The 18,731-nt window shown below is 69.4% G+C and carries 15 protein-coding genes and 1 pseudogene; 6 read left to right on the top strand and 10 right to left on the bottom strand.

Annotated features, from left to right (window positions below; genetic code table 11):
• Positions 1-413 (bottom strand): annotated as a pseudogene (locus Pth03_RS36325) (ABC transporter permease); the annotation flags it as partial.
• 35 nt (positions 414-448) lie between these two features.
• The gene (locus tag Pth03_RS36320) at positions 449-1,540 is read right to left on the bottom strand and encodes an ROK family protein (RefSeq protein WP_239119636.1); all 1,092 of its coding nucleotides are present in this window, start codon (positions 1,538-1,540) and stop codon (positions 449-451) included.
• A 278-nt stretch (positions 1,541-1,818) separates the two neighbouring features.
• Between Pth03_RS36320 and Pth03_RS36315 the strand changes: the two genes are divergently transcribed.
• On the top strand, positions 1,819-2,562 hold the full coding sequence (locus Pth03_RS36315) for an HAD family hydrolase (protein WP_203949018.1): 744 nt from the start codon (positions 1,819-1,821) through the stop codon (positions 2,560-2,562).
• A 61-nt stretch (positions 2,563-2,623) separates the two neighbouring features.
• Positions 2,624-5,011, top strand: coding sequence for a glycoside hydrolase family 65 protein (locus Pth03_RS36310; RefSeq protein WP_203949017.1), 2,388 nt, complete (start codon positions 2,624-2,626; stop codon positions 5,009-5,011).
• Between the two features lie 216 nt (positions 5,012-5,227).
• On the opposite strand, the gene Pth03_RS36305 is transcribed toward Pth03_RS36310, so the two are convergent.
• A complete protein-coding gene (locus tag Pth03_RS36305; protein WP_203949016.1) occupies positions 5,228-6,121 on the bottom strand; it encodes an SDR family oxidoreductase in 894 nt (297 codons plus the stop codon).
• A 206-nt stretch (positions 6,122-6,327) separates the two neighbouring features.
• On the opposite strand from Pth03_RS36305, the gene Pth03_RS36300 reads away from it, so the two are divergent.
• Positions 6,328-7,386 carry an NAD(P)H-dependent amine dehydrogenase family protein gene (locus Pth03_RS36300; protein ID WP_203949015.1) on the top strand — a complete coding sequence of 353 codons (1,059 nt, stop codon included), beginning with the start codon at positions 6,328-6,330 and terminating at the stop codon, positions 7,384-7,386.
• An 11-nt stretch (positions 7,387-7,397) separates the two neighbouring features.
• On the opposite strand, the gene Pth03_RS36295 is transcribed toward Pth03_RS36300, so the two are convergent.
• The 7 genes from Pth03_RS36295 to Pth03_RS36265 all read right to left on the bottom strand — a co-directional run bounded on the left by Pth03_RS36295 (position 7,398) and on the right by Pth03_RS36265 (position 13,433).
• Positions 7,398-8,060, bottom strand: coding sequence for a flavin reductase family protein (locus tag Pth03_RS36295; protein ID WP_308442411.1), 663 nt, complete (start codon positions 8,058-8,060; stop codon positions 7,398-7,400).
• Between the two features lie 22 nt (positions 8,061-8,082).
• Positions 8,083-8,646 carry an NADPH-dependent FMN reductase gene (locus Pth03_RS36290; RefSeq protein ID WP_203949014.1) on the bottom strand — a complete coding sequence of 188 codons (564 nt, stop codon included), beginning with the start codon at positions 8,644-8,646 and terminating at the stop codon, positions 8,083-8,085.
• Between the two features lie 17 nt (positions 8,647-8,663).
• A complete protein-coding gene (locus Pth03_RS41825; RefSeq protein WP_239119635.1) occupies positions 8,664-8,969 on the bottom strand; it encodes a hypothetical protein in 306 nt (101 codons plus the stop codon).
• A gap of 143 nt (positions 8,970-9,112) precedes the next feature.
• Positions 9,113-10,192, bottom strand: coding sequence for an MBL fold metallo-hydrolase (locus Pth03_RS36280; protein ID WP_203949013.1), 1,080 nt, complete (start codon positions 10,190-10,192; stop codon positions 9,113-9,115).
• A gap of 53 nt (positions 10,193-10,245) precedes the next feature.
• Complete coding sequence (locus Pth03_RS36275; protein WP_203949012.1) at positions 10,246-11,520, bottom strand: MFS transporter; 1,275 nt, start codon at positions 11,518-11,520, stop codon at positions 10,246-10,248.
• A 545-nt stretch (positions 11,521-12,065) separates the two neighbouring features.
• Positions 12,066-12,620 (bottom strand): winged helix-turn-helix domain-containing protein, encoded by a 555-nt coding sequence (locus Pth03_RS36270; protein WP_203949011.1) that lies wholly within the window; start codon positions 12,618-12,620, stop codon positions 12,066-12,068.
• 51 nt (positions 12,621-12,671) lie between these two features.
• Positions 12,672-13,433: an SDR family oxidoreductase gene (locus tag Pth03_RS36265; protein ID WP_203949010.1), complete on the bottom strand. Its 762-nt coding sequence runs from the start codon at positions 13,431-13,433 to the stop codon at positions 12,672-12,674.
• A 65-nt stretch (positions 13,434-13,498) separates the two neighbouring features.
• On the opposite strand from Pth03_RS36265, the gene Pth03_RS36260 reads away from it, so the two are divergent.
• The 3 genes from Pth03_RS36260 to Pth03_RS36250 all read left to right on the top strand — a co-directional run bounded on the left by Pth03_RS36260 (position 13,499) and on the right by Pth03_RS36250 (position 18,705).
• The gene (locus tag Pth03_RS36260) at positions 13,499-14,074 is read left to right on the top strand and encodes a TetR/AcrR family transcriptional regulator (protein ID WP_203949009.1); all 576 of its coding nucleotides are present in this window, start codon (positions 13,499-13,501) and stop codon (positions 14,072-14,074) included.
• A 10-nt stretch (positions 14,075-14,084) separates the two neighbouring features.
• The gene (locus Pth03_RS36255) at positions 14,085-14,726 is read left to right on the top strand and encodes a B3/B4 domain-containing protein (RefSeq protein WP_203949008.1); all 642 of its coding nucleotides are present in this window, start codon (positions 14,085-14,087) and stop codon (positions 14,724-14,726) included.
• Positions 14,727-15,006: 280 nt separating this feature from the next.
• Positions 15,007-18,705 (top strand): multifunctional oxoglutarate decarboxylase/oxoglutarate dehydrogenase thiamine pyrophosphate-binding subunit/dihydrolipoyllysine-residue succinyltransferase subunit, encoded by a 3,699-nt coding sequence (locus Pth03_RS36250; RefSeq protein ID WP_203949007.1) that lies wholly within the window; start codon positions 15,007-15,009, stop codon positions 18,703-18,705.
• Positions 18,706-18,731 lie beyond the last annotated feature (26 nt).

Below are 18,731 nucleotides of genomic sequence, written 5' to 3'. Positions count from 1 at the left end.
GCCACCAGGAACCCGCTCACCAAACCGGCCCCGGTCCCCACCACAACCGCGCACACCGCCATCACCCACGGCCCGTACGCCTGCGTCGCCAGCGTCGTCGCCCACACCGACGCCAACGCCATCACCGCACCGACCGACAGATCGATCCCCCCACCAATGATCACGAAGGTCGCCCCCACCGTGATCACACCGATCGTCGAAGCCAACGCCAAAATGCTGACCAGATTCGACGACGTCGCGAACGTATCCGGCGCCGTCACCACCCCCACCAGCGCCAGCAACACCAGCGCCACCACCAACCCCAGATGAGGAACGTTCCCGAGGCGGGTCAGCGCGGACACCGAGGCGTTCGGAGGGGAGCCTGAGGCGGGTCTGTCGGGGCGAGGCGGGCTGATCGGATCGGTCTCGGTCATCGCACTCTCCTGGGGGGTGGGGGGCGCGCGAAGCGCTATTTGGCCGAGTAGACGTGGTCGCTGATGAGGCGGGCGGCCCCGACGACGCCCGCGATGTCCCCGAGTTCTGACAAGACGATGGGCATGTTGCCCGTGGCGAGAGGCAGTGATCGGCGGTAGACCACGCTTCTGATCTCCGCGAGCAGCACGTGCCCGAGCTTCGCAACCCCTCCCCCGATGATCACGAGGCCGGGGTTGAAGAAGCTGACGAGGCTGGCCAGCACCTGCCCGACCCGGTGCCCGCCGTCGCGGATGAGCCGGATGGCCTCCGCGTCGCCCTGCGCGGCCGCCATGGCGACGTCTTCGGCGCCGAGCTCGCCCGCCGCCTCCAGCCGCCCGGCCAGGTACGGCGAGGCGCCCGAACGGGCGACGGCGACGGCCTCCCTCGCCAAGGCCGCGCCGCCGAAATATGCCTCGAGACAGCCGGAGTTGCCGCACGCGCAGACCGGGCCGAGATCGTCGACCCTGATGTGCCCGATGTCGCCGGCGCTTCCGGAGACGCCCCGATAGATCTTGCCGCCCACCACGATGCCGCAGCCGACGCCCGTGCCGATCTTTACCAGCAGGAAGTCGTCGACGTTGCGGGCCAGGCCGGCATGCAGCTCGCCGAGGGCCATGATGTTGACGTCGTTGTCGACCATGGCGGGGCAGCCGAGCTCCTGCCCGATCGCCTCGCGCACCGGATAACGGTCCCAGCCCGGCATGATCGGTGGAACCACCGGCACGCCCTCGGGGAAGCTCACCGGCCCGGGAACCCCGATGCCGGCGCCGTGCAGCTGACTGAACAGCCCGTTCTCGCGGAACTTTCCGAGCAGGTCGACGGCCCGGTCGAGCACCGCGGCGGGGCCCTCGCGGATGTCGCACGGCTCACTGACGTGGGCGAGCACCTCAAGCTCGCCGTTGGTCACCGCGACGTCGATCGAGGTGGCCCCGATGTCGATCCCGGCGAAACGCGTGTCGGGCGACAGCCGTACCTTGCCGGAACGCCTGCCTCCGCGAGAGTCGGCGAGCCCGGCCGCCTCCACGAGTCCGAGTTCGATCAGGGCGTCCAGCTCGACGTTGAGCTTTGATCGGGACAGGTCGACCACGTCCGCGAGCTCCGCCCGCGATCGTCCCCCGTCCCTTAGGAGACGCAAAAGGGACGCTTGATGCACGTTCTCCGGCCGCATGATGCTCCGCTTCACAACGCGCCTCCGCGTCAAGGTGATGTCGTAAAACGTACCTCTCTTACCGCATGCACGGGAAGCTCTTTTATCGATCTGATGCAACCTTTCGCCGAAAACGGCAAAAGTTGAATCTATGGGCGGAATTCGCGGTGGGGGGTAGACATCGGAAGAACACCCGGATTCGGCGCCAGGGGGGGCAGATGCTGGGATTGCCTGACGAGGTCCGCGGCTGCCTTTTCGACATGGACGGCGTGCTGACGCGGACCGCCACGGTCCACGCCGCCGCCTGGAAGCGCGCGTTCGACGAGTTCCTGCACACGTGGAGCGAGCGCACGGGGACGCCGTTCACGCCGTTCGACGAGGTGGCCGACTACGACCGATACGTGGACGGCAAGAAGCGGCTCGACGGCACCCGTTCGTTCCTCGACGCCAGGGGCATCGACCTGCCCGAGGGAGAGCCCGGCGACCCGCCCGGCGCCCTGACGGTCAACGGAGTCAGCAACCACAAGAACGCGCTCGTGCAGAAGGTGCTCGACGAGAAGGGCGTGGACGTCTACGAGGGTTCGGTGCGCTACGTGCGCGCCGCCCGCGACGCCGGGCTCCTCACAGCCGTGGTGTCGTCCAGCGCCAACACCGAACGGGTGCTCGCCGCCGCGGGCATCGGCGACCTCTTCGAGGCGAGGGTCGACGGCGAGGTCGCCCGGCGGCGCCGGCTGGCGGGCAAGCCCGCGCCGGACATGTACCTCGCGGGAGCGGAGGCGCTCGGGCTGACCCCCGCGCAGGCGGCCGTGTTCGAGGACGCCCTCGCCGGAGTGGAGGCGGGGCGAGCCGGGGGTTTCGCCATGGTCGTCGGCGTCGACCGGGCGGGACAGGCCGCCGCGCTGCGCGACCACGGCGCGGACACCGTCGTCACCGACCTCGCCGACCTGCTGAAACCCACCTGACCGGCGGCCCGCGCCGCATGCCGAACCCGCGAATGAAACCGACGGAGCACATGGAGCCGTGATGATCCAGCATCCCGCCTTCACCGTTGAGCCCTGGTGGATCCGCGAATGCCGCCTGCACCTCGACGTGCTGCCGCAGACCGAGTCGGTGTTCGCACTGTCCAACGGGCACATCGGCCTGCGCGGCAACCTCGACGAGGGCGAGCCGCACGGGCTGCCCGGCACCTATCTCAACTCGGTCTACGAGTTGCGGCCCCTTCCGTACGCGGAAGCGGGCTACGGCTACCCCGAATCCGGCCAGACGGTTGTGAACATCACGAACGGCAAGCTCATCCGGCTGCTGGTCGGAGACGAGCCGTTCGACGTGCGGTACGGCACGCTGCACGACCACGAGCGCCGCCTCGACATGCGTGCGGGCACCCTCACCCGCAAGGTCCACTGGACCTCGCCCGCGGGAGGCGAGATCCGCCTGAGCTCGACCCGGCTCGTGTCGTTCACCCACCGGGCGGTGGCCGCGGTGCATTACGAGGTCGAACCCGTCGACCAGCCGCTCAGCGTCGTCGTGCAGTCCGAACTGGTGGCCAACGAGACCCTGCCCGGCATGGGCGAGGACCCGCGCGCGGCCGCGGCGCTGGAGGCGCCCCTGGAACTGGAGGAGAACACGCCCGGGACGTCGGGCGTGGCCGTCATGGTCCACTGCACCCGGGCCAGCCGCCTGCGTGTGGCGGCGGCGATGCGCCACGACATCGACGGCCCGACCGGCACGCGCGCGGAGGCCGACGGCGGTGACGACGTCAGCCGCTTGACGGTGGCCACCCGGCTCAAGCCGGGGGAACGGCTGCGCCTGGTCAAATACTTCGCCTACGGCTGGTCGGCCCAACGCTCCCGCCCCGCCCTCCACGACCAGGTGGTGGCCGCCCTCGCCGCGGCCCACCTCACGGGCTGGGAAGGCCTGCTGTCCGACCAACGCGCCTACCTCGACGAGTTCTGGGCCGGCGCCGACGTCGAGGTCGAGGGCGACGCGGAGGTCCAGCAGGCCGTACGGTTCGGGCTTTTCCACCTCCTCCAGTCCGGCGCCCGGCTGGAGCGCCGGCCGGTCCCCGGCAAGGGGCTGACGGGGTCCGGCTACGACGGGCACGCCTTCTGGGACACCGAGAGCTTCGTGTTGCCCGTCCTCACCTACACCCATCCCCGGTCGGCCGCCGACGCGCTGGAGTGGCGGCAGTCGATCCTTCCCAAGGCCGAGGACCGCGCCGAGCAGCTCGGGCTGCGCGGCGCCGCGTTCCCCTGGCGGACGATCAACGGCGAGGAGTGCTCCGGATACTGGCCGGCCGGCACCGCGGCGTTCCACATCAACGCCGACATCGCCGACGCCGTCGTTCGCTACGTCGACGCCACCGAGGACGCCGACTTCGAACGGGAGACGGGCGTCCCGCTGCTCGTCGCGACCGCCCGGCTGTGGTCGAGCCTCGGCCACCACGACATCGAGGGGCAGTACCGCATCGACGGCGTCACCGGTCCCGACGAGTACAGCGCCGTTTCGGACAACAACGTCTACACCAACCTCATGGCCCAGCAGAACCTGCGCGCGGCGGCCGACGCGTGCGTGCGCCACTCCGACCGGGCCCAGGAGCTCGGCGTCGGCCTGGAGGAGATCGCGATCTGGCGCGACGCCGCGTCCGCGATGGTGATCCCCTACGACGAACGGATGGCCGTGCACCCGCAGAGCGAGGGGTTCACCCGGCACGCGGTGTGGGACTTCGACTCGACCAAGCCCGAGCAGTATCCGCTGTTGCTGCACTTCCCGTATTTCGACCTCTACCGCAAGCAGGTGGTCAAGCAGGCCGACCTCGTGCTCGCCCTCCACCTGCGCGGGGACGCGTTCACCCCCGAGGAGAAGGCCCGCGACTTCGCCTACTACGAGCGCCTGACGGTCCGGGACTCGTCGTTGTCCGCGTGCACCCAGGCCGTGATCGCCGCCGAGGTGGGGCAGCTGGACCTCGCCTACGACTATCTCGGCGAGGCCGCGCTCATGGACCTCCACGACCTGGAGAAGAACACCAGGGACGGCGTCCACATGGCCTCACTGGCCGGGGCGTGGACCGCACTGGTCGCCGGATTCGGGGGCATGCGGGCGGGAAACGGCCGCATGTGCTTCTCCCCCCGGCTGCCCTCCGGCATCACCCGGCTCTGCTTCCGCATCCGCTACCGCGGGCGGCTGCTGCGTGTGACCGTCACGGCCGACACGACGACCTACGAGCTCCTCCACGGGCAGGCGCTGACCTTGTCCCACCACGGCGAGGAGTTCACCCTCGACCGCGCGCCGCTGAGGCGCACCACGCCGGTCACGCCCGTTCCGGCGACGAGGCTCCGCCAGCCTCCCGGCCGGGAGCCCATCCCCCGCCACGCCGCCCCTCCGTCCCGCGTCACCCCCTCCCCATCACCATGAACCCCCGCCGCACACCGCCCAACCTCGCCGTAAAAAAACCCGCGCCGTGATCATGCAGAAGTTCGACGCCACGCCGTACCACCTGCACGAACACCCGCCGTGATCATGCAGAAGTTCGACGCCACGCCATACGACCAGCACGAACACCCATCGTGATCATGCACAGCGGGCCGGCCCGCAGGAACCCGCGGCACCGGCCCAAAAGAAAATGCCCAGCTACAGCATGGCCGTCATGGAGGCGGTCGCCTGCTCACCCAGCTTCGTCGGCAGGTGGGGCTCCTCAACCATGATTGCGTCCCAGTTGTCGTGAATCGCCTCGATCGTGAGGTCGTCGGTACGCCAGCCCGGCCCTTCGGCGACGAAGACCCGGGCGACCCTGCCACCGCCGACGGAGAACACCTCTCCGCTGGCCTCGCAGCTCTCGTGCGCGAGGAAGGCGACGAGGGGGCTGATCCGCCCGGGGGTGAGCTTGTCCTCGAACTCGGCGGGGAACAGCGACTCGGTCATCCGGGTCCACGCGATGGGCGCGATCGCGTTGGCCTTGATGTTGGCCCGCGCACCCTCGATGGCGACCGACTTGGTCATGCCGACCAGGCCCATCTTCGCCGTCGAGTAGTTGACCTGGCCGAAGTTGCCGAACAGCCCGGCGGGCGAGGAGGTGTTGACGACCCGCCCGTACGCCTGCTCCTTCATATGGGGGAACGCGGCCCGGGTGACGAGGAACGACCCGCGCACATGTACGGCCAGGACCGCGTCGAACTCCTCCACGGTCATCTTGCCCAGCGACCTGTCCCGCAGGATGCCTGCGTTGTTGACCACGATGTCGACCCGGCCGAAGGCGTCGATCGCGGCCTGGACGACGGCCTGGGCGCCTTCGGGGGTGGCGACGTTGTCCGCGCTGGCCACGGCCTCGCCGCCGTTCTTGCCGATCAGGTCGGCGACTTCTCCGGCGGGTCCGGTGGAGGCGCCCGAACCGTCGAGTGCGCCGCCGAGGTCGTTGACGACCACCTTGGCGCCCCGCTCGGCGAGCAGCAGCGCGTGCGAACGACCGAGGCCGTGTCCGGCTCCCGTGACGACTGCGACCTTCCCGTCGAACCTCAGATCCGGCATGTCGCCCACCCTTCGAAGGAGAACAAGGTTCTAGTGCCCTGAACAATAGCGTGCGGACCTAGAAGCCAGTCGGCAACAGATCACCGCGGATCGTGATCAATCCTGTGAATTTCTGCTATAGTTCTGGGCCCCTGACGGGCGTGGGTCACCGACGACACCCCTCCCAGCACGGCCCCCGCCCTGAGCGACCTGGCTGGAGGCCACGCATGCCCTCAATTCCACCCCTGCGCGTGGTCCAGTGGGCCACCGGCGCAGTCGGGGGATACGCGATGCGGAATTTGATAACTCGTCCGGAGTTCGAGCTGGCGGGAGTGCTCGTCTACGACCCCGACAAGGTCGGGCACGACGCCGGTGAGCTGGTGGGGCTCGGCACGGTCGGAGTCACCTGCACCGACGACGTCGACCAGGTGCTGGCGATGGACGCCGACTGCGTCCTGCACATGCCCCTTCCCGCGTCCTACTTCGGCGGCGATCCCGCGACCGACCTCGAAACGATCTGCGCCCTGTTGTCGTCGGGCAAGAACGTCATCACGACCACCGGCTTCGTCTACCCCCAGGCGTACGGCCCGGGCGTGGTCGACCGGCTGGAGTCGGCCTGCGCCCGCGGCGGCACATCGCTGCACGGCACGGGCATCAATCCGGGCTTCATGAGCGACCTGCTGCCCCTGGCCCTGAGCGGCCTGTCCGACCGGCTCGACCACATCTACGTGCGCGAGTCGTCCGACTACCGCGGCCATCCGTCCCGGCAGATCGTGGCCGACCTCATGGGCTTCACCCGTACGCCGAAGGAGTACGCCGACGCCGTACGCCCCTTCCGCGCCTACCAGCGGTCCCTGTTCACCGAGAGCGTGCAACTGGTGACCTCGACGCTCGGCGTGGTGCTCGACGAGATCGAGGAGAGCGACGAATTCGAGCTGTCCGCCGAACAGTTCGAGATCGCCGCGGGCGTCGTACGGCCGGGCACGGTGTGCGCCTCCCGGTGGATCTTCACCGGGCTCGTACGGAACCGTCCGTTCATGACGGTGGAGTGCGTCTACAAGGCGGACGCCGAGAGGGTGCCACGATGGGCGGCTCCGGGGTTCGCCGTCCACATCGAGGGGCGGCCCACCATGGCCGTCACCATCGACGAGGTGTCGCACGGCCTGGCGGGCGCCGCCGCGCACGCGGTCAACTCGATAGCCGCCGTGTGCGCGGCGCCGCCGGGCATCCGCACGATCCTCGACCTGCCCCTCGCCACAGGCCGGGGCACCGCCCGTCTGGCCTGACGTTCCGCCGTTCAGTAGGGCATGAACCTGCCGAATCTGCCCTTGTGGTAGATGAGCGGGCGCCCTGCCGAGCTCACGCTCGTCGACGTCACCAGGCCGACGACGAGGATGTGGTCGCCGACCTCGACCGTGTGGTGGGGACGGCACACCAGGTGCGCCGACGCCTCGTCGAGGAACGGCAGGTCCTGCGGCCCCTCACTCCACTGGGTGGGGTGGGCGAACCGGTCGGTGTTCTTCTTCGCGAACCTCGCGGCGAGCTCCGCCTGGTGGCTCGCGAGCACGTTCACCGCGAAGTGGTCGGCCAGCCGTAACGACGGCCACGTCGTCGACGACCGGGCGACGTAGAACGAGACGAGCGGCGGCTCCAGGCTGACCGAGGAGAACGACGTCGCGGTGAGCCCGACGGGCACGCCGCCCGGCCGCGCGGTGACCACGACCACACCCGCCGCGTGTACGGCGAGCGCCCGCCGGAACTCGTCACCGCCGACCGGACCGCCGGTGACCGGCGCTCCGGCCGTCGAGCCGCCCTGGGCCGGCGCGCTTTCATCGGGGGACACCAGTTCATCGGGGGACACCAGCCGCAGGGGCGCCGCAACCGGCGCTCCAGGAGCGGAGTCCTCATGTGCCGCGGTCATCTGCCCGACCTCCCTGCCGGTCTCCGTTCCGCTTCCCATGCCTGTGTCCGTCCGCCGCCGCTCATGCCGGAAGCTCCCGGCGGTACGCCAGCAGCGGGGCCACCTGACCGGCCCACCTGTCCAGCAGCTCGTCGAGTTCGGGAGCGCTCGCGCCCTCCGCCCCCAGATCGCCCGGCAACAGGTCGCGCGGCAACACCGACTCCAGTACGGCCAGGCCGGGCGTGGGCACGAACGCGCCGAGCTCCACGAGCAAAGGCCGCAGGTGCACCTCGACCGCGAGCGAATGCTTCGGGTCCCCCATGACCAGCAGCGGGAGAGCGGCCTTGCCCGCCAGCGCCTGGTGGGGGAACCGGTCGAGGAACACCTTGAGGAGCCCGGTGTAGGTCCCCTTGTAAGTGGGGCTGGCGACCACCAGGACGTCGGCGTCGAGGGCGAGCTTGAGCGCCGTCTCCACGTCGGGGCCCGGATCGCGGGCGAGCAGGTTCGGCGCGAGGGCGGCCAGGTCGACCACGTGCCCTGACGGCGGCTGCTCCAGTTGCCTGGCCAGCTCCTCCGCCGCCCTGGCCGCCACGGCCAGCGTGCGAGAGCCCTCCCGCGGGTTTCCCACCACTGTCACGATGCTCATCGCACTTCCCTCCGTGCTCACGACGCCACCGCCAAGGAGCCGGCCGCCTCGGTGTGTGCTGCCCGTACGGCGTGGCCGCGCGCGGGCCTGGCCACGCCGTCCGTGTTTCTGAGGGTCCGCCCCTCGTGCTGGTGCCTGGCCTGGGGCTCCGACGCGCCCTCCAAGCCGGTGAACGGCACGATGGTGAATCCGCCGGCCGCGCTGTCAATCCGCTCAGGGGTGCCCGCGGTCACCCTCCGGGGATCGGTGCGGGGATGACACCATGCCGCCTCGTGGTGCCCCACGCCCATCAGAAATGTGTGGAGGTACAGCTTCCTGGACAAATGACCCTCCGCGTACAAATGGCGGCGTTTCACGATGAAATGGAACCAATGGGAAACACGCCCCCATAGGCACCCAGGATCACGGATTCGTCCCGACTCATGCCCGAAACGCTAAACGCATCCGGGCATGTAGTCAACAATTCCTACTTGGTTTGCGGGGAATCCTGCGCGGGTAGCCAGATGTCCGGCTCGCCCTCCACGCGCGCGACCAGCCCCCGGGCCTGCAGCCACACGAGGTGCGCCAGCGTCTCGTTGTTGGCCGATCTCCGCATGTACGCCGGGATCGACTCCCAGGGCCTCGACCACGTCAACCGGCTCGCGAGCTCCCAGCACGTGGCGCCGCCCGTCTCCCCCAGGGTGCGCTCCACCTCGGCCAGCCGCTCCTCGTGGTGGCCGATCACATAGTCGACCCGCTCGGCCAGCTCCAGGAACCTGAACTCATGGGCCGGCAGCACCTCGTCGACGTCGAGCTTCCCGACGGCCCTGAGCGCGTCCAGGTAGTCGGCCAACGGGTTGGGCGCCGACTGGGGATGCACCGCGACGATCGGGGTGATCTTGGCGAGCACGTGGTCGCCGGAGAACAGCAGCCTGCGCTCGGGCTCGACGAAACACAGGTGGCCAGGCGAGTGTCCCGGAGTCCAGATGGCCTTCAAATCCCAGCCGGGCAAGTCCAGGCGCTCGCCGTCCTCGATCAGGCGATCCGGAACAGCCATGGTCACGAAATTTCGTACCATCATGGACGCCCCGGCAAGCTCCTGCGCGGTCATGTCCGGCACTCCGCACCTGACCAGCAGCGTGCGCTCCCGGCTGATGAGCGCCTCTATGGCCGAGTCGTCGTACCGGTCGCGCACCAGCCTGGCGTCCGCCGGGTGCAGGCCGATCCACGCCCCCGACACGTCACGGATCCGCCCGGCCAGGCCGTAATGGTCGGGGTGGATGTGGGTGACCAGCACCGCCTTCACATCGGTGATCTCATAGCCGGCGATCCCCAGCCCGGATGCGAGCGCGTCGAAGGCCTCGTCGGTGTTCCATCCGGCGTCGATGATCGCGACGCCGCCGGGGATCTCCAGCGCGTAGACGAGCACATATCGCAGTGGATTGATCGGAATGGGCACCGGAATCGACCACAGGCCCGGCCGTACACGCTCGACCGCCGGCAGCGTCCGGGCGACCCACGCGGCGCGTTGTTCCTCGTTGGCCGCCGTCACCGTCGTCTGGCTCATCGATGGCACCCCTTTCGCACCACCCGATTGTGCCCCGCGACCCGAACAACGTTCTACTGGGGGCTTGGTGCCGGAATCGGCGTCTGAATCTTGGGGGCGGGCAGCCGTACATAGAGCAGACCCGTGGCCAGGCCGAGCACGGCCGTCACGATCCAGACGCCTCCAGTGCCCCGAACCGCCGCGAACGGGACCAGGGTGAGCGACGAGACCGCCGCGCCTGCCTGGAGCAGCAACGAGTCGACGGACATCACGGTCGCTCGCTGACCTGCGGCGATCCTCACGTGGATGAGCTCGCTGCGGAACAGGGACGCGACGGCCAGGCCGGCGAAGAGCACGACATAGGAGGCCCCGGCGGCGACCATCCCCGCCACACCGTCGAGGGCCACGGAGGCGGCGAGTGCCCCGACGGCTCCCGCCGTCACAGCCGTGGCCACCACGACCGCCCGTATGGAGCCGCCGAGCAGACGTGCGGCGGCCGGAGCGATGGAGCTGCCGATCGCGTTCGCGGCGAAGCCGGCCGCGGCCACGAGTGCGTAGACCGTACTCGCCGTCTCCGGGCTGCCGGTCAGCGCGGCCAGATGGCCGGGGGTGAGCAGCTCGATCGCGTTGAGCATCGCGCCCGCCGCCACCGCGACCAGCAGCAACCTCGCCAGGCCGCGGTCGCGCACAGCCAAGGAGAAGCCGCCGACGACGGTCGCCGGCACGCCGCGCACCACGCCGCCGAGCCGCGGGCGCACCGGCCTGGACGGCTCACGCATGATGACGAGCACGGCGACCAGGAGCACCGCCGAAACGCCCGCGCTGACCCAGATCGGCACGGCCAGCGATGTACCCCCGCCGCCGACAAGGAGCGGAAGGACGCCTCCGGCCAGCGTTCCGAGGGCGAGGGCGCTCGACGCGGCGGCCTCGCCCGCGGCCAGACCCGGCTTGAGGTCCACGGCGGGACCCTCCGTCCGGTGGAGCATGTCGACGTACCACGCCTGCGCCGGGCCGCTCGACAACGCCCTTGCGACGCCCTTGAGCAGCGACGCGGCCAGGAACAGCCCGACCGAGTCGGCCAGCGCCAGCACCGTGTAGGCCACGATGCCGGTGGCGGCGGCGGCCGCGAGCACGCCGCGCCGCCCGATGACGTCCGCCAGCCCTCCTGTGGGCAGCTCAAGTACGACGACAGTGATCGAATAGACGGCGGTGACCATTCCGATCTCGGCGATGCCCAGCCCGCGTACCGACATGAGCAGGACCATCGGCGCCATCATGAGCCCGGCGGGCAACCAGGTGAGGAATTCGACGACGGCGTACCGCCCCCTCCCTCCACTCCCCGCATCCATCCCCTGCCGCCCTTTCTCCTCTTGTCGTTTGGCGTGATCATGTTTTTTTTGGCGTGATCATGCAGAAGTTCACCCGCACGCCATCTGAGCCCCGCCGACCCTGGGCATGATCATGCAGAAGTTCGGGTGGATGCCGTCTGAACTGCGCCTTCCCGGTTGGTGATCATGCAGAAGTTCGCCCGCACGCTCCACCACCTGCACGAACACGGGGCGTGATCATGCAGAAACTCACCCCCAGGCCACCCGACCTGCGCGAACATCCATCGCGATCATGCAGAAGTTCGCGACCACCCATAAGCTGCCGTCATCGCGCAATGGCCGGCATTCGTGCATGATCACGAACTGGATCCGCCCACGTCAGCCGGCACACCACCGAAGAACTGCATGATCACGAACTGAAAACCCCCAGCTCGTACGGCATGCCGTCGAAGTTCTGCATGATCACGCACAACGTCGGGCCAGCTCAACGCCCACGTCCGCGAACTTCTGCATGATCACGCGCACGTGTGAGCGCGCACGTGTGAGCGCGTGCCCTCGGGCTCAGCTCAGGGGCGGGGGTGGGCGGCCACGAACAGGGCCACCCGGCAGGCATCGGGGGCGTCCTTGTCCTCCTCGACCGCCTCGCGCAGCAGCTCCCACACACGATCCTGCAAGGAGCGCAGGGTCGCGGGCCTGAGCCGCACCACGTCGTCGGAGATCCCGAAGGCCTCGATCCACTCCTCGCTCCAGGTGCCGCGGTCGAACGCCTCCACGTCGGCGGCGAGCACTTCCAGCTGGCGGCGCCGCAGGAACTGGGTGGCCTCCCTGCCCTCCGCCGTCGCCGTCATCTCGGTGTTGCTCCACGAGGTCCCATGGTGAACGGCCCGCCATCGCCTCTCCCTGCGATCCCGCTGGTCCAGGTCCTCCTCGACGAACCCGTACCGCGCGAGTTGCCTCAGGTGGTAGCTCGTCGACCCCGAACTCTCGCCGAAACGGGCACCCAGCTCGGTGGCCGTCGCCGGTCCGTCGGTCCGCAATGCGCCGAGCAGCCGAACCCGCAGCGGATGGGCCACCGCCTTGAGCGTCCGCGGATCGCTCACATGGAAGACCTCATCGCTCATGCCCTCACGCTAACTCTGCAAAGAGAAATTTGCAAATATTCCTTTGCAGATTCACAGGTGGCTGCCGCCCGTGGCGTCGACGGTCGTGCCGGTCACCCAGCGGGCGTCGCCGGAGGCGAGGAAGGCCACCACGTCGGCCACGTCCTCCGGCGCCCCGACCCGGCCGAGGGCGGCGCGGGCCGCCGACGCCCGCCACGCCTCGGCGTTTCCTCTGAGCCAGGCCGCATTGGTGTCGGTGTCGACGATGCCGGGGGCGACGTTGTTGACCGTGATCCCGCGTGGGCCGAGGTGCTTGGCGAGGGTGAGCGTGAACGTCTCCAGCGCACCCTTGGTCATCGCGTACGCGATGCCCTCGGGGAAGGCGATGCGGGTGACACCCGAGGTCACGATGACGATCCGGCCGCCGTCGGGGATGCGCGGCAGCGCCCGCTGGGTGACGAAGAACGCGGCCCGGGTGTTGACGGCGAACCCCCGGTCGTACATGTCCGGAGTCACCTGCTCGATCGGGGCGTGCATGCTGATTCCGGCGTTGTTGACCAGGATGTCCAGCGGGGCCTCCGCACCCAGTTCACGGTCGAAGGCGGCGAACAGCTCGTCCACGCCGGCCGGGACGCCCAGTTCGGCCCTGACCGGGAAGGCCCGGCCGCCGCGCGCCACGATGGCCTCGACCGTCTTCCCGGCCGCCGCCTCGTCACGTGCGTAGTTGACCGCCACCACCGCGCCTTCGGCGGCGAGCCGTTCGGCCGTCGCCCGCCCGATCCCTCTGCCCGCGCCCGTGACCAGCGCGATCTTGCCGCGCAGAGCCGTGCCCATCGCCTCACCCTTTCTTTAGCGATCGATACAAAACCTGAGTGTAGCGATCGCTATAGAATTCCTCCATGGGACGGACGCGGGCGTTCGATCGGGACGCCGCCCTGGAGCAGGCGCTCGAGCAGTTCTGGCAGAACGGATACGAGGCCACCTCGATCGCCGGCCTCACCGCCGCCATGGGCATCAACCCGCCCAGCCTCTACGCGGCATTCGGCGACAAGCGAAGGCTGTTCACCGAGGCCGTGGCGCGCTATCAGCAGACGCATGGCGCGTTCAGCGTCCGCGCGCTCGAGCAGGAGCCGACGGCACGGCAAGGCGTCGAGCGCCTGCTCCGTGAGGCCGCCGCGGTCTACACCGACAGCGCGCATCCGCCCGGCTGCCTGATCATCTCGGCGGGGGTGAACACCGCCGATCCCGGCGTCGTGGCCGAGCTGCGCGGGCACAGAGACCAGGCCAAGCGGGCGATCGAAGAGCGGATCGAACAGGACGTCGCCGCAGGGAGGCTGCCACCGGAGACCGACGCCTCCGGCCTGGCCGTCTACGTCGCCGCCGTCATCCAGGGCATGTCCTCCCAGGCCCGCGACGGCGCGAGCCGTACCGACCTGGAGGCCGTCGCGGCCCTCGCCATGCGGGCCTGGCCGTAGGCTGAGCGGCGTGATCGACGACATCTACGTGGACGAGGCGGTCACCGCCCTGCGTCCCGACTTCGCCGTGCTGGTGATCAGCGCGTACGGATTGCATAACGGGCCGTCCGACGACCGGTCGCGCGCATGGCTGGCCGACGCGGGCGAGCACGCGGTGCCGGTCGAGCACGACAAGATCGAGGCCTGGCGCACCGCCTACCGGGCCTTCGGCGCCAAGCCGCAGCGCACCCGGCCCTCGGTCGACGCCCTGGTGCGGCGCATGCCGCTCCCGGAGATCAATCTCGTGGTCGACGCCTACAACTCCGTGTCCGTACGGCACGGTCTGCCGATCGGCGGGGAGGATCTGCGGCGCTACGACGGTACGGCCAGGCTCGTCAGGGCGGCGGGCGACGAGCCTTCAGAGGAGGCGCTCGGCGAGCCGGCGATCGGCGAGGTGGTCTGGCGGGACGACACGGGCGTCACCTGCCGGAGGTGGAACTGGCGGCAATGCGTGCGCACGCGGATCGTCGAAGAGACCGAGGACGCCCTTTTCCTCTTGGAACGGCTGGAACCGCTGTCGCTTGAGGAATTGTCGGCCGCGGGCGAGGAGCTCTCCGCTTTGCTCACGACGATCTCCCCGGACGTCAGGATCGACTCGCGGCTCATCGACTGAAACTCGCGCAACAGGGCGGAAACAGAACGCATCGGATCACTCACGCGTAATGATTCCGCAAGAATGACACGGCCGAGACCGGGCACGGTCCAGACGTGACCATTCGGTTAGGGCCGTCTGACCACCCAGACGGACTACTCGCCCGTGACCTGTTCGATCGATCCTGCGACGATGACCGTAGCGCTGCGACCCGACGGGCGCGTGACACTGTCCGAGGCGAGTAGCCTTGGACAGGTTCTAAAACATCAACGCCGATCTGCGGAAGAAGGCGATTTCCGCCGTGTCGTCTGAGTCGTCGCGGACAAACCCACTGGCAAGCTTCGGTCAAAACGAATGGCTTGTCGACGAGCTCTATCAGAAGTACCTCGAGGATCCCGAGTCTGTGGACAAGGCCTGGTGGCACTTCTTCGCTGATTACAACGGGACGGGTAAGGCCGCCTCCCCGGCCGCTCCCCCGACGTCCCCGGCTGCTCCGGCTCCTGCGGCGGCTCCCGCCGCCGCGAACGGCACCGCCGCTCCGGTCGCACCGAAGGCCCCGCCGGCACCCGTGGTGGCCCCCTCAGTGGCCAAGGCCGCCCCTGCCGCCCAGCCGAAGCCCGCGGCCCCCGTGCCCGCAGGCGCGGCCGAGGAGAAGCTGCGCGGCGCGGCCGCCCGCACGGCCCAGAACATGGAAGCGTCACTGGCGGTGCCGACGGCCACCAGCGTGCGCGCGGTCCCCGCGAAGCTGCTGGTCGACAACCGCATCGTCATCAACAACCACCTGTCCCGCGGGCGTGGCGGCAAGATCTCCTTCACCCACGTGATCGGCTACGCGATCGTCCGGGCCCTCAAGGCCATGCCGGACATGAACTACTCCTACACGGAGGTCGACGGCAAGCCGGTCCTGGTCAAGCCCGAGCACGTCGGCCTGGGCCTGGCCATCGACGTGCAGAAGAGCGACGGCACCCGCCAGCTGCTCGTGCCGTCGATCAAGGCGGCGGAGCAGATGGACTTCCGCCAGTTCTGGGTGGCCTACGAGGACATCGTCCGCAAGGCCCGCGCGGGCAAGCTCGGCGTGGACGACTTCCAGGGCACGACGATCTCGCTGACGAACCCCGGCACCATCGGAACGGTGCATTCCGTGCCCCGCCTGATGCCTGGTCAGGGCACGATCATCGGCGTCGGCGCGATGGAGTACCCGGCGGAATACCAGGGCGCCTCCGAGGAGACGTTGTCCCGCCTGGCCATCAGCAAGGTCATGACGCTGACCTCCACGTACGACCACCGGATCATCCAGGGCGCCCAGTCGGGCGACTTCCTGCGCCGGATCCACCAGCTCCTGCTGGGCTCCGACGGCTTCTACGACGACATCTTCCAGTCGCTGCGCATCCCGTACGAGCCGATCCGCTGGGTGCAGGACATCTCGGCCACCCACGACGACGACGTGGCCAAGTCCGCCCGCGTCCTGGAGCTCATTCACGCCTACCGGGTGCGCGGCCACCTCATGGCCGACACCGATCCGCTGGACTACGAGCAGCGCAAGCACCCCGACCTCGACATCAAGTCGCACGGGCTGACCCTGTGGGACCTCGAGCGGGAGTTCGCGACGGGCGGCTTCGGCGGGCGCCCGCTGATGAAGCTGCGCGACATCCTCGGCGTCCTGCGCGACTCCTACTGCCGCACGGTCGGCATCGAGTACATGCACATCCAGAACCCCGAGGAGCGGGCCTGGATCCAGGCGCGGGTGGAGAAGCCGCACGCCAAGCCCGACCGCGAGGAGCAGCTCAACATCCTCCGCCGGCTCAACACCGCCGAGGCGTTCGAGACCTTCCTGCAGACCAAGTACGTCGGCCAGAAGCGGTTCTCGCTGGAGGGCGGCGAGTCGCTGATCCCGCTGCTCGACTCGGTGATCAGCACTGCGGCGGCCGAGAGCCTCGACGAGGTCGTCATCGGCATGGCCCACCGCGGCCGGCTGAACGTGCTCGCCAACATCGTGGGCAAGTCCTACGCCCAGGTCTTCGGCGAGTTCGAGGGCAACCTGGACCCGCGCAGCGCGCACGGCTCCGGCGACGTGAAGTACCACCTCGGCGCGGGCGGCGACTTCGTCGCCCCCGGCGGCACCAAGATCACCACCTCGGTGGTGGCCAACCCGTCGCACCTGGAGGCGGTCGACCCCGTCCTCGAGGGCGTCGTGCGCGCCAAGCAGGACCTTCTGGAGCGCGGCGAGGAGGGATTCACCGTCCTTCCCGTGCTCGTCCACGGCGACGCGGCCTTCGCCGGCCAGGGCGTGGTGGCCGAGACGCTGCACCTGTCGCAGCTGCGCGGCTACCGCACCGGCGGCACCGTGCACATCGTGGTCAACAACCAGGTGGGCTTCACCACCAGCCCGGCCAGTTCGCGCTCGTCGGTCTACGCCACCGACGTCGCCCGGATGATCCAGGCGCCGATCTTCCACGTGAACGGCGACGACCCCGAGGCGGTCGTCCGCGTCGGCCGGCTCGCGTACGAATACCGCCAGACCTTCCGCAAGGACGTGGTCATCGACCTGGTCTGCTACCGGCGGCGCGGCCACAACGAGGCCGACAACCCGAGCTTCACCCAGCCGCTGATGTACGACCTGATCGACGCCAAGCGGTCCACGCGCAAGCTGTACACCGAGGCGCTGATCGGCCGCGGCGACATCACGGTCGAAGAGGCCGAGCACGCGCTGCGCGACTACCAGGAGCAGCTGGAGCGGGCTTTCACCGAGACCCGCGAGGCCTCCAAGAAGCCGCTCGAACCCGGTTCCGTCGTGGTGCCCGAGCCCGACGAGGTGATCCCGTGGTCGCACGAGGACACCAAGACGGCCATCACCGAAGAGACGGTCAAGCGGGTCATCGACACCCAGCTCAACCTGCCCGAGGGCTTCACGGTTCACCCGCGTCTGGCGCCCGTGCTCCAGCGCCGCGGCGCCATGATCGCCGAAGACGCCGTCGACTGGGCGACGGGCGAGGCGCTGGCCGTCGGCTCGCTGCTGATCGACGGCCACCCGGTCCGCCTCGTGGGTCAGGACTCCCGCCGCGGCACCTTCGGCCAGCGCCACGCGGTGCTCGTCGACCGGGTGACCGGTGAGGACCACACGCCGCTCAAGGCGTTCAACCACGGCACCACGAAGTTCTACGTCTACGACTCGCTGCTGAGCGAGTTCGCCGCCATGGGCTTCGAGTACGGCTACAGCGTGGTCAGGCCCGACGCTCTGGTCGCCTGGGAGGCCCAGTTCGGCGACTTCGCCAACGGCGCACAGTCGATCATCGACGAGTTCATCTCCTCGGGCGAGCAGAAGTGGGGCCAGCGCTCGTCGGTCGTGCTGCTGCTGCCGCACGGCTACGAGGGCCAGGGCCCGGACCACTCCTCCGCCAGGATCGAGCGCTACCTGCAGATCTGCGCGCTGGACAACATGACCGTGGCCCAGCCCAGCACGCCGGCGAACTACTTCCACCTGCTGCGCTGGCAGGTGCTGTCGAACCGCCGCAAGCCGCTGATCGTCTTCACGCCGAAGTCGCTGCTGCGCCACAAGGCCGCGGCGTCGGCGTCGGCCGACTTCACCTCGGGGGCGTTCCAGCCGGTCATCGGCGACACGACCGTCAACCCGTCCGAGGTCACCAAGGTCGTCCTTTCCTCGGGGCGGATCTACTACGACCTGCTCACCGGCCGGGAGAAGGCCGGGCGCAGCGACGTCGCGCTGGTGCGCGTCGAGCGGCTCTACCCCTTCCCGGAGAACCCGCTCAAGGCGGAGCTGGCGCGCTACGGCAAGGACGTCGAGGTCGTCTGGGCCCAGGACGAGCCGACCAACATGGGACCGTGGCCCTACCTCGCGCTCAAGATGACCGAGAAGCCCGACCTGCTCGGGGGCCACACCCTGCACAGGGTGTCCCGCACCCCGAACTCCTCGCCGGCCACCGGGTCGCACTCCAAGCACGACACGGAGCTGGGCGGGATGCTGAAAGAACTCTTCGGCTAGTCCGAAGGCGTACGGCACGCAGGGAA

Origin of the sequence: Planotetraspora thailandica (genome assembly GCF_016863335.1) — a bacterium.
Classification (GTDB): domain Bacteria; phylum Actinomycetota; class Actinomycetes; order Streptosporangiales; family Streptosporangiaceae; genus Planotetraspora; species Planotetraspora thailandica.
The sequence above is the reverse complement of the archived record's forward strand: the minus strand, read 5'-3'. Positions and strand labels throughout refer to the sequence as shown.

What these genes read in the sequence shown, in the direction of transcription:
- Pth03_RS36315 (WP_203949018.1), top strand. Translation starts at nt 1,819, where the DNA reads ATGCTGGGATTGCCTGACGAGGTCCGCGGCTGCCTTTTCGACATGGAC.
- Pth03_RS36310 (WP_203949017.1), top strand. Translation starts at nt 2,624, where the DNA reads ATGATCCAGCATCCCGCCTTCACCGTTGAGCCCTGGTGGATCCGCGAA.
- Pth03_RS36305 (WP_203949016.1), bottom strand. Translation starts at nt 6,121, where the DNA reads ATGCCGGATCTGAGGTTCGACGGGAAGGTCGCAGTCGTCACGGGAGCC.
- Pth03_RS36300 (WP_203949015.1), top strand. Translation starts at nt 6,328, where the DNA reads ATGCCCTCAATTCCACCCCTGCGCGTGGTCCAGTGGGCCACCGGCGCA.
- Pth03_RS36295 (WP_308442411.1), bottom strand. Translation starts at nt 8,060, where the DNA reads ATGGGAAGCGGAACGGAGACCGGCAGGGAGGTCGGGCAGATGACCGCG.
- Pth03_RS36290 (WP_203949014.1), bottom strand. Translation starts at nt 8,646, where the DNA reads ATGAGCATCGTGACAGTGGTGGGAAACCCGCGGGAGGGCTCTCGCACG.
- Pth03_RS36280 (WP_203949013.1), bottom strand. Translation starts at nt 10,192, where the DNA reads ATGAGCCAGACGACGGTGACGGCGGCCAACGAGGAACAACGCGCCGCG.
- Pth03_RS36275 (WP_203949012.1), bottom strand. Translation starts at nt 11,520, where the DNA reads ATGGATGCGGGGAGTGGAGGGAGGGGGCGGTACGCCGTCGTCGAATTC.
- Pth03_RS36270 (WP_203949011.1), bottom strand. Translation starts at nt 12,620, where the DNA reads ATGAGCGATGAGGTCTTCCATGTGAGCGATCCGCGGACGCTCAAGGCG.
- Pth03_RS36265 (WP_203949010.1), bottom strand. Translation starts at nt 13,433, where the DNA reads ATGGGCACGGCTCTGCGCGGCAAGATCGCGCTGGTCACGGGCGCGGGC.
- Pth03_RS36260 (WP_203949009.1), top strand. Translation starts at nt 13,499, where the DNA reads ATGGGACGGACGCGGGCGTTCGATCGGGACGCCGCCCTGGAGCAGGCG.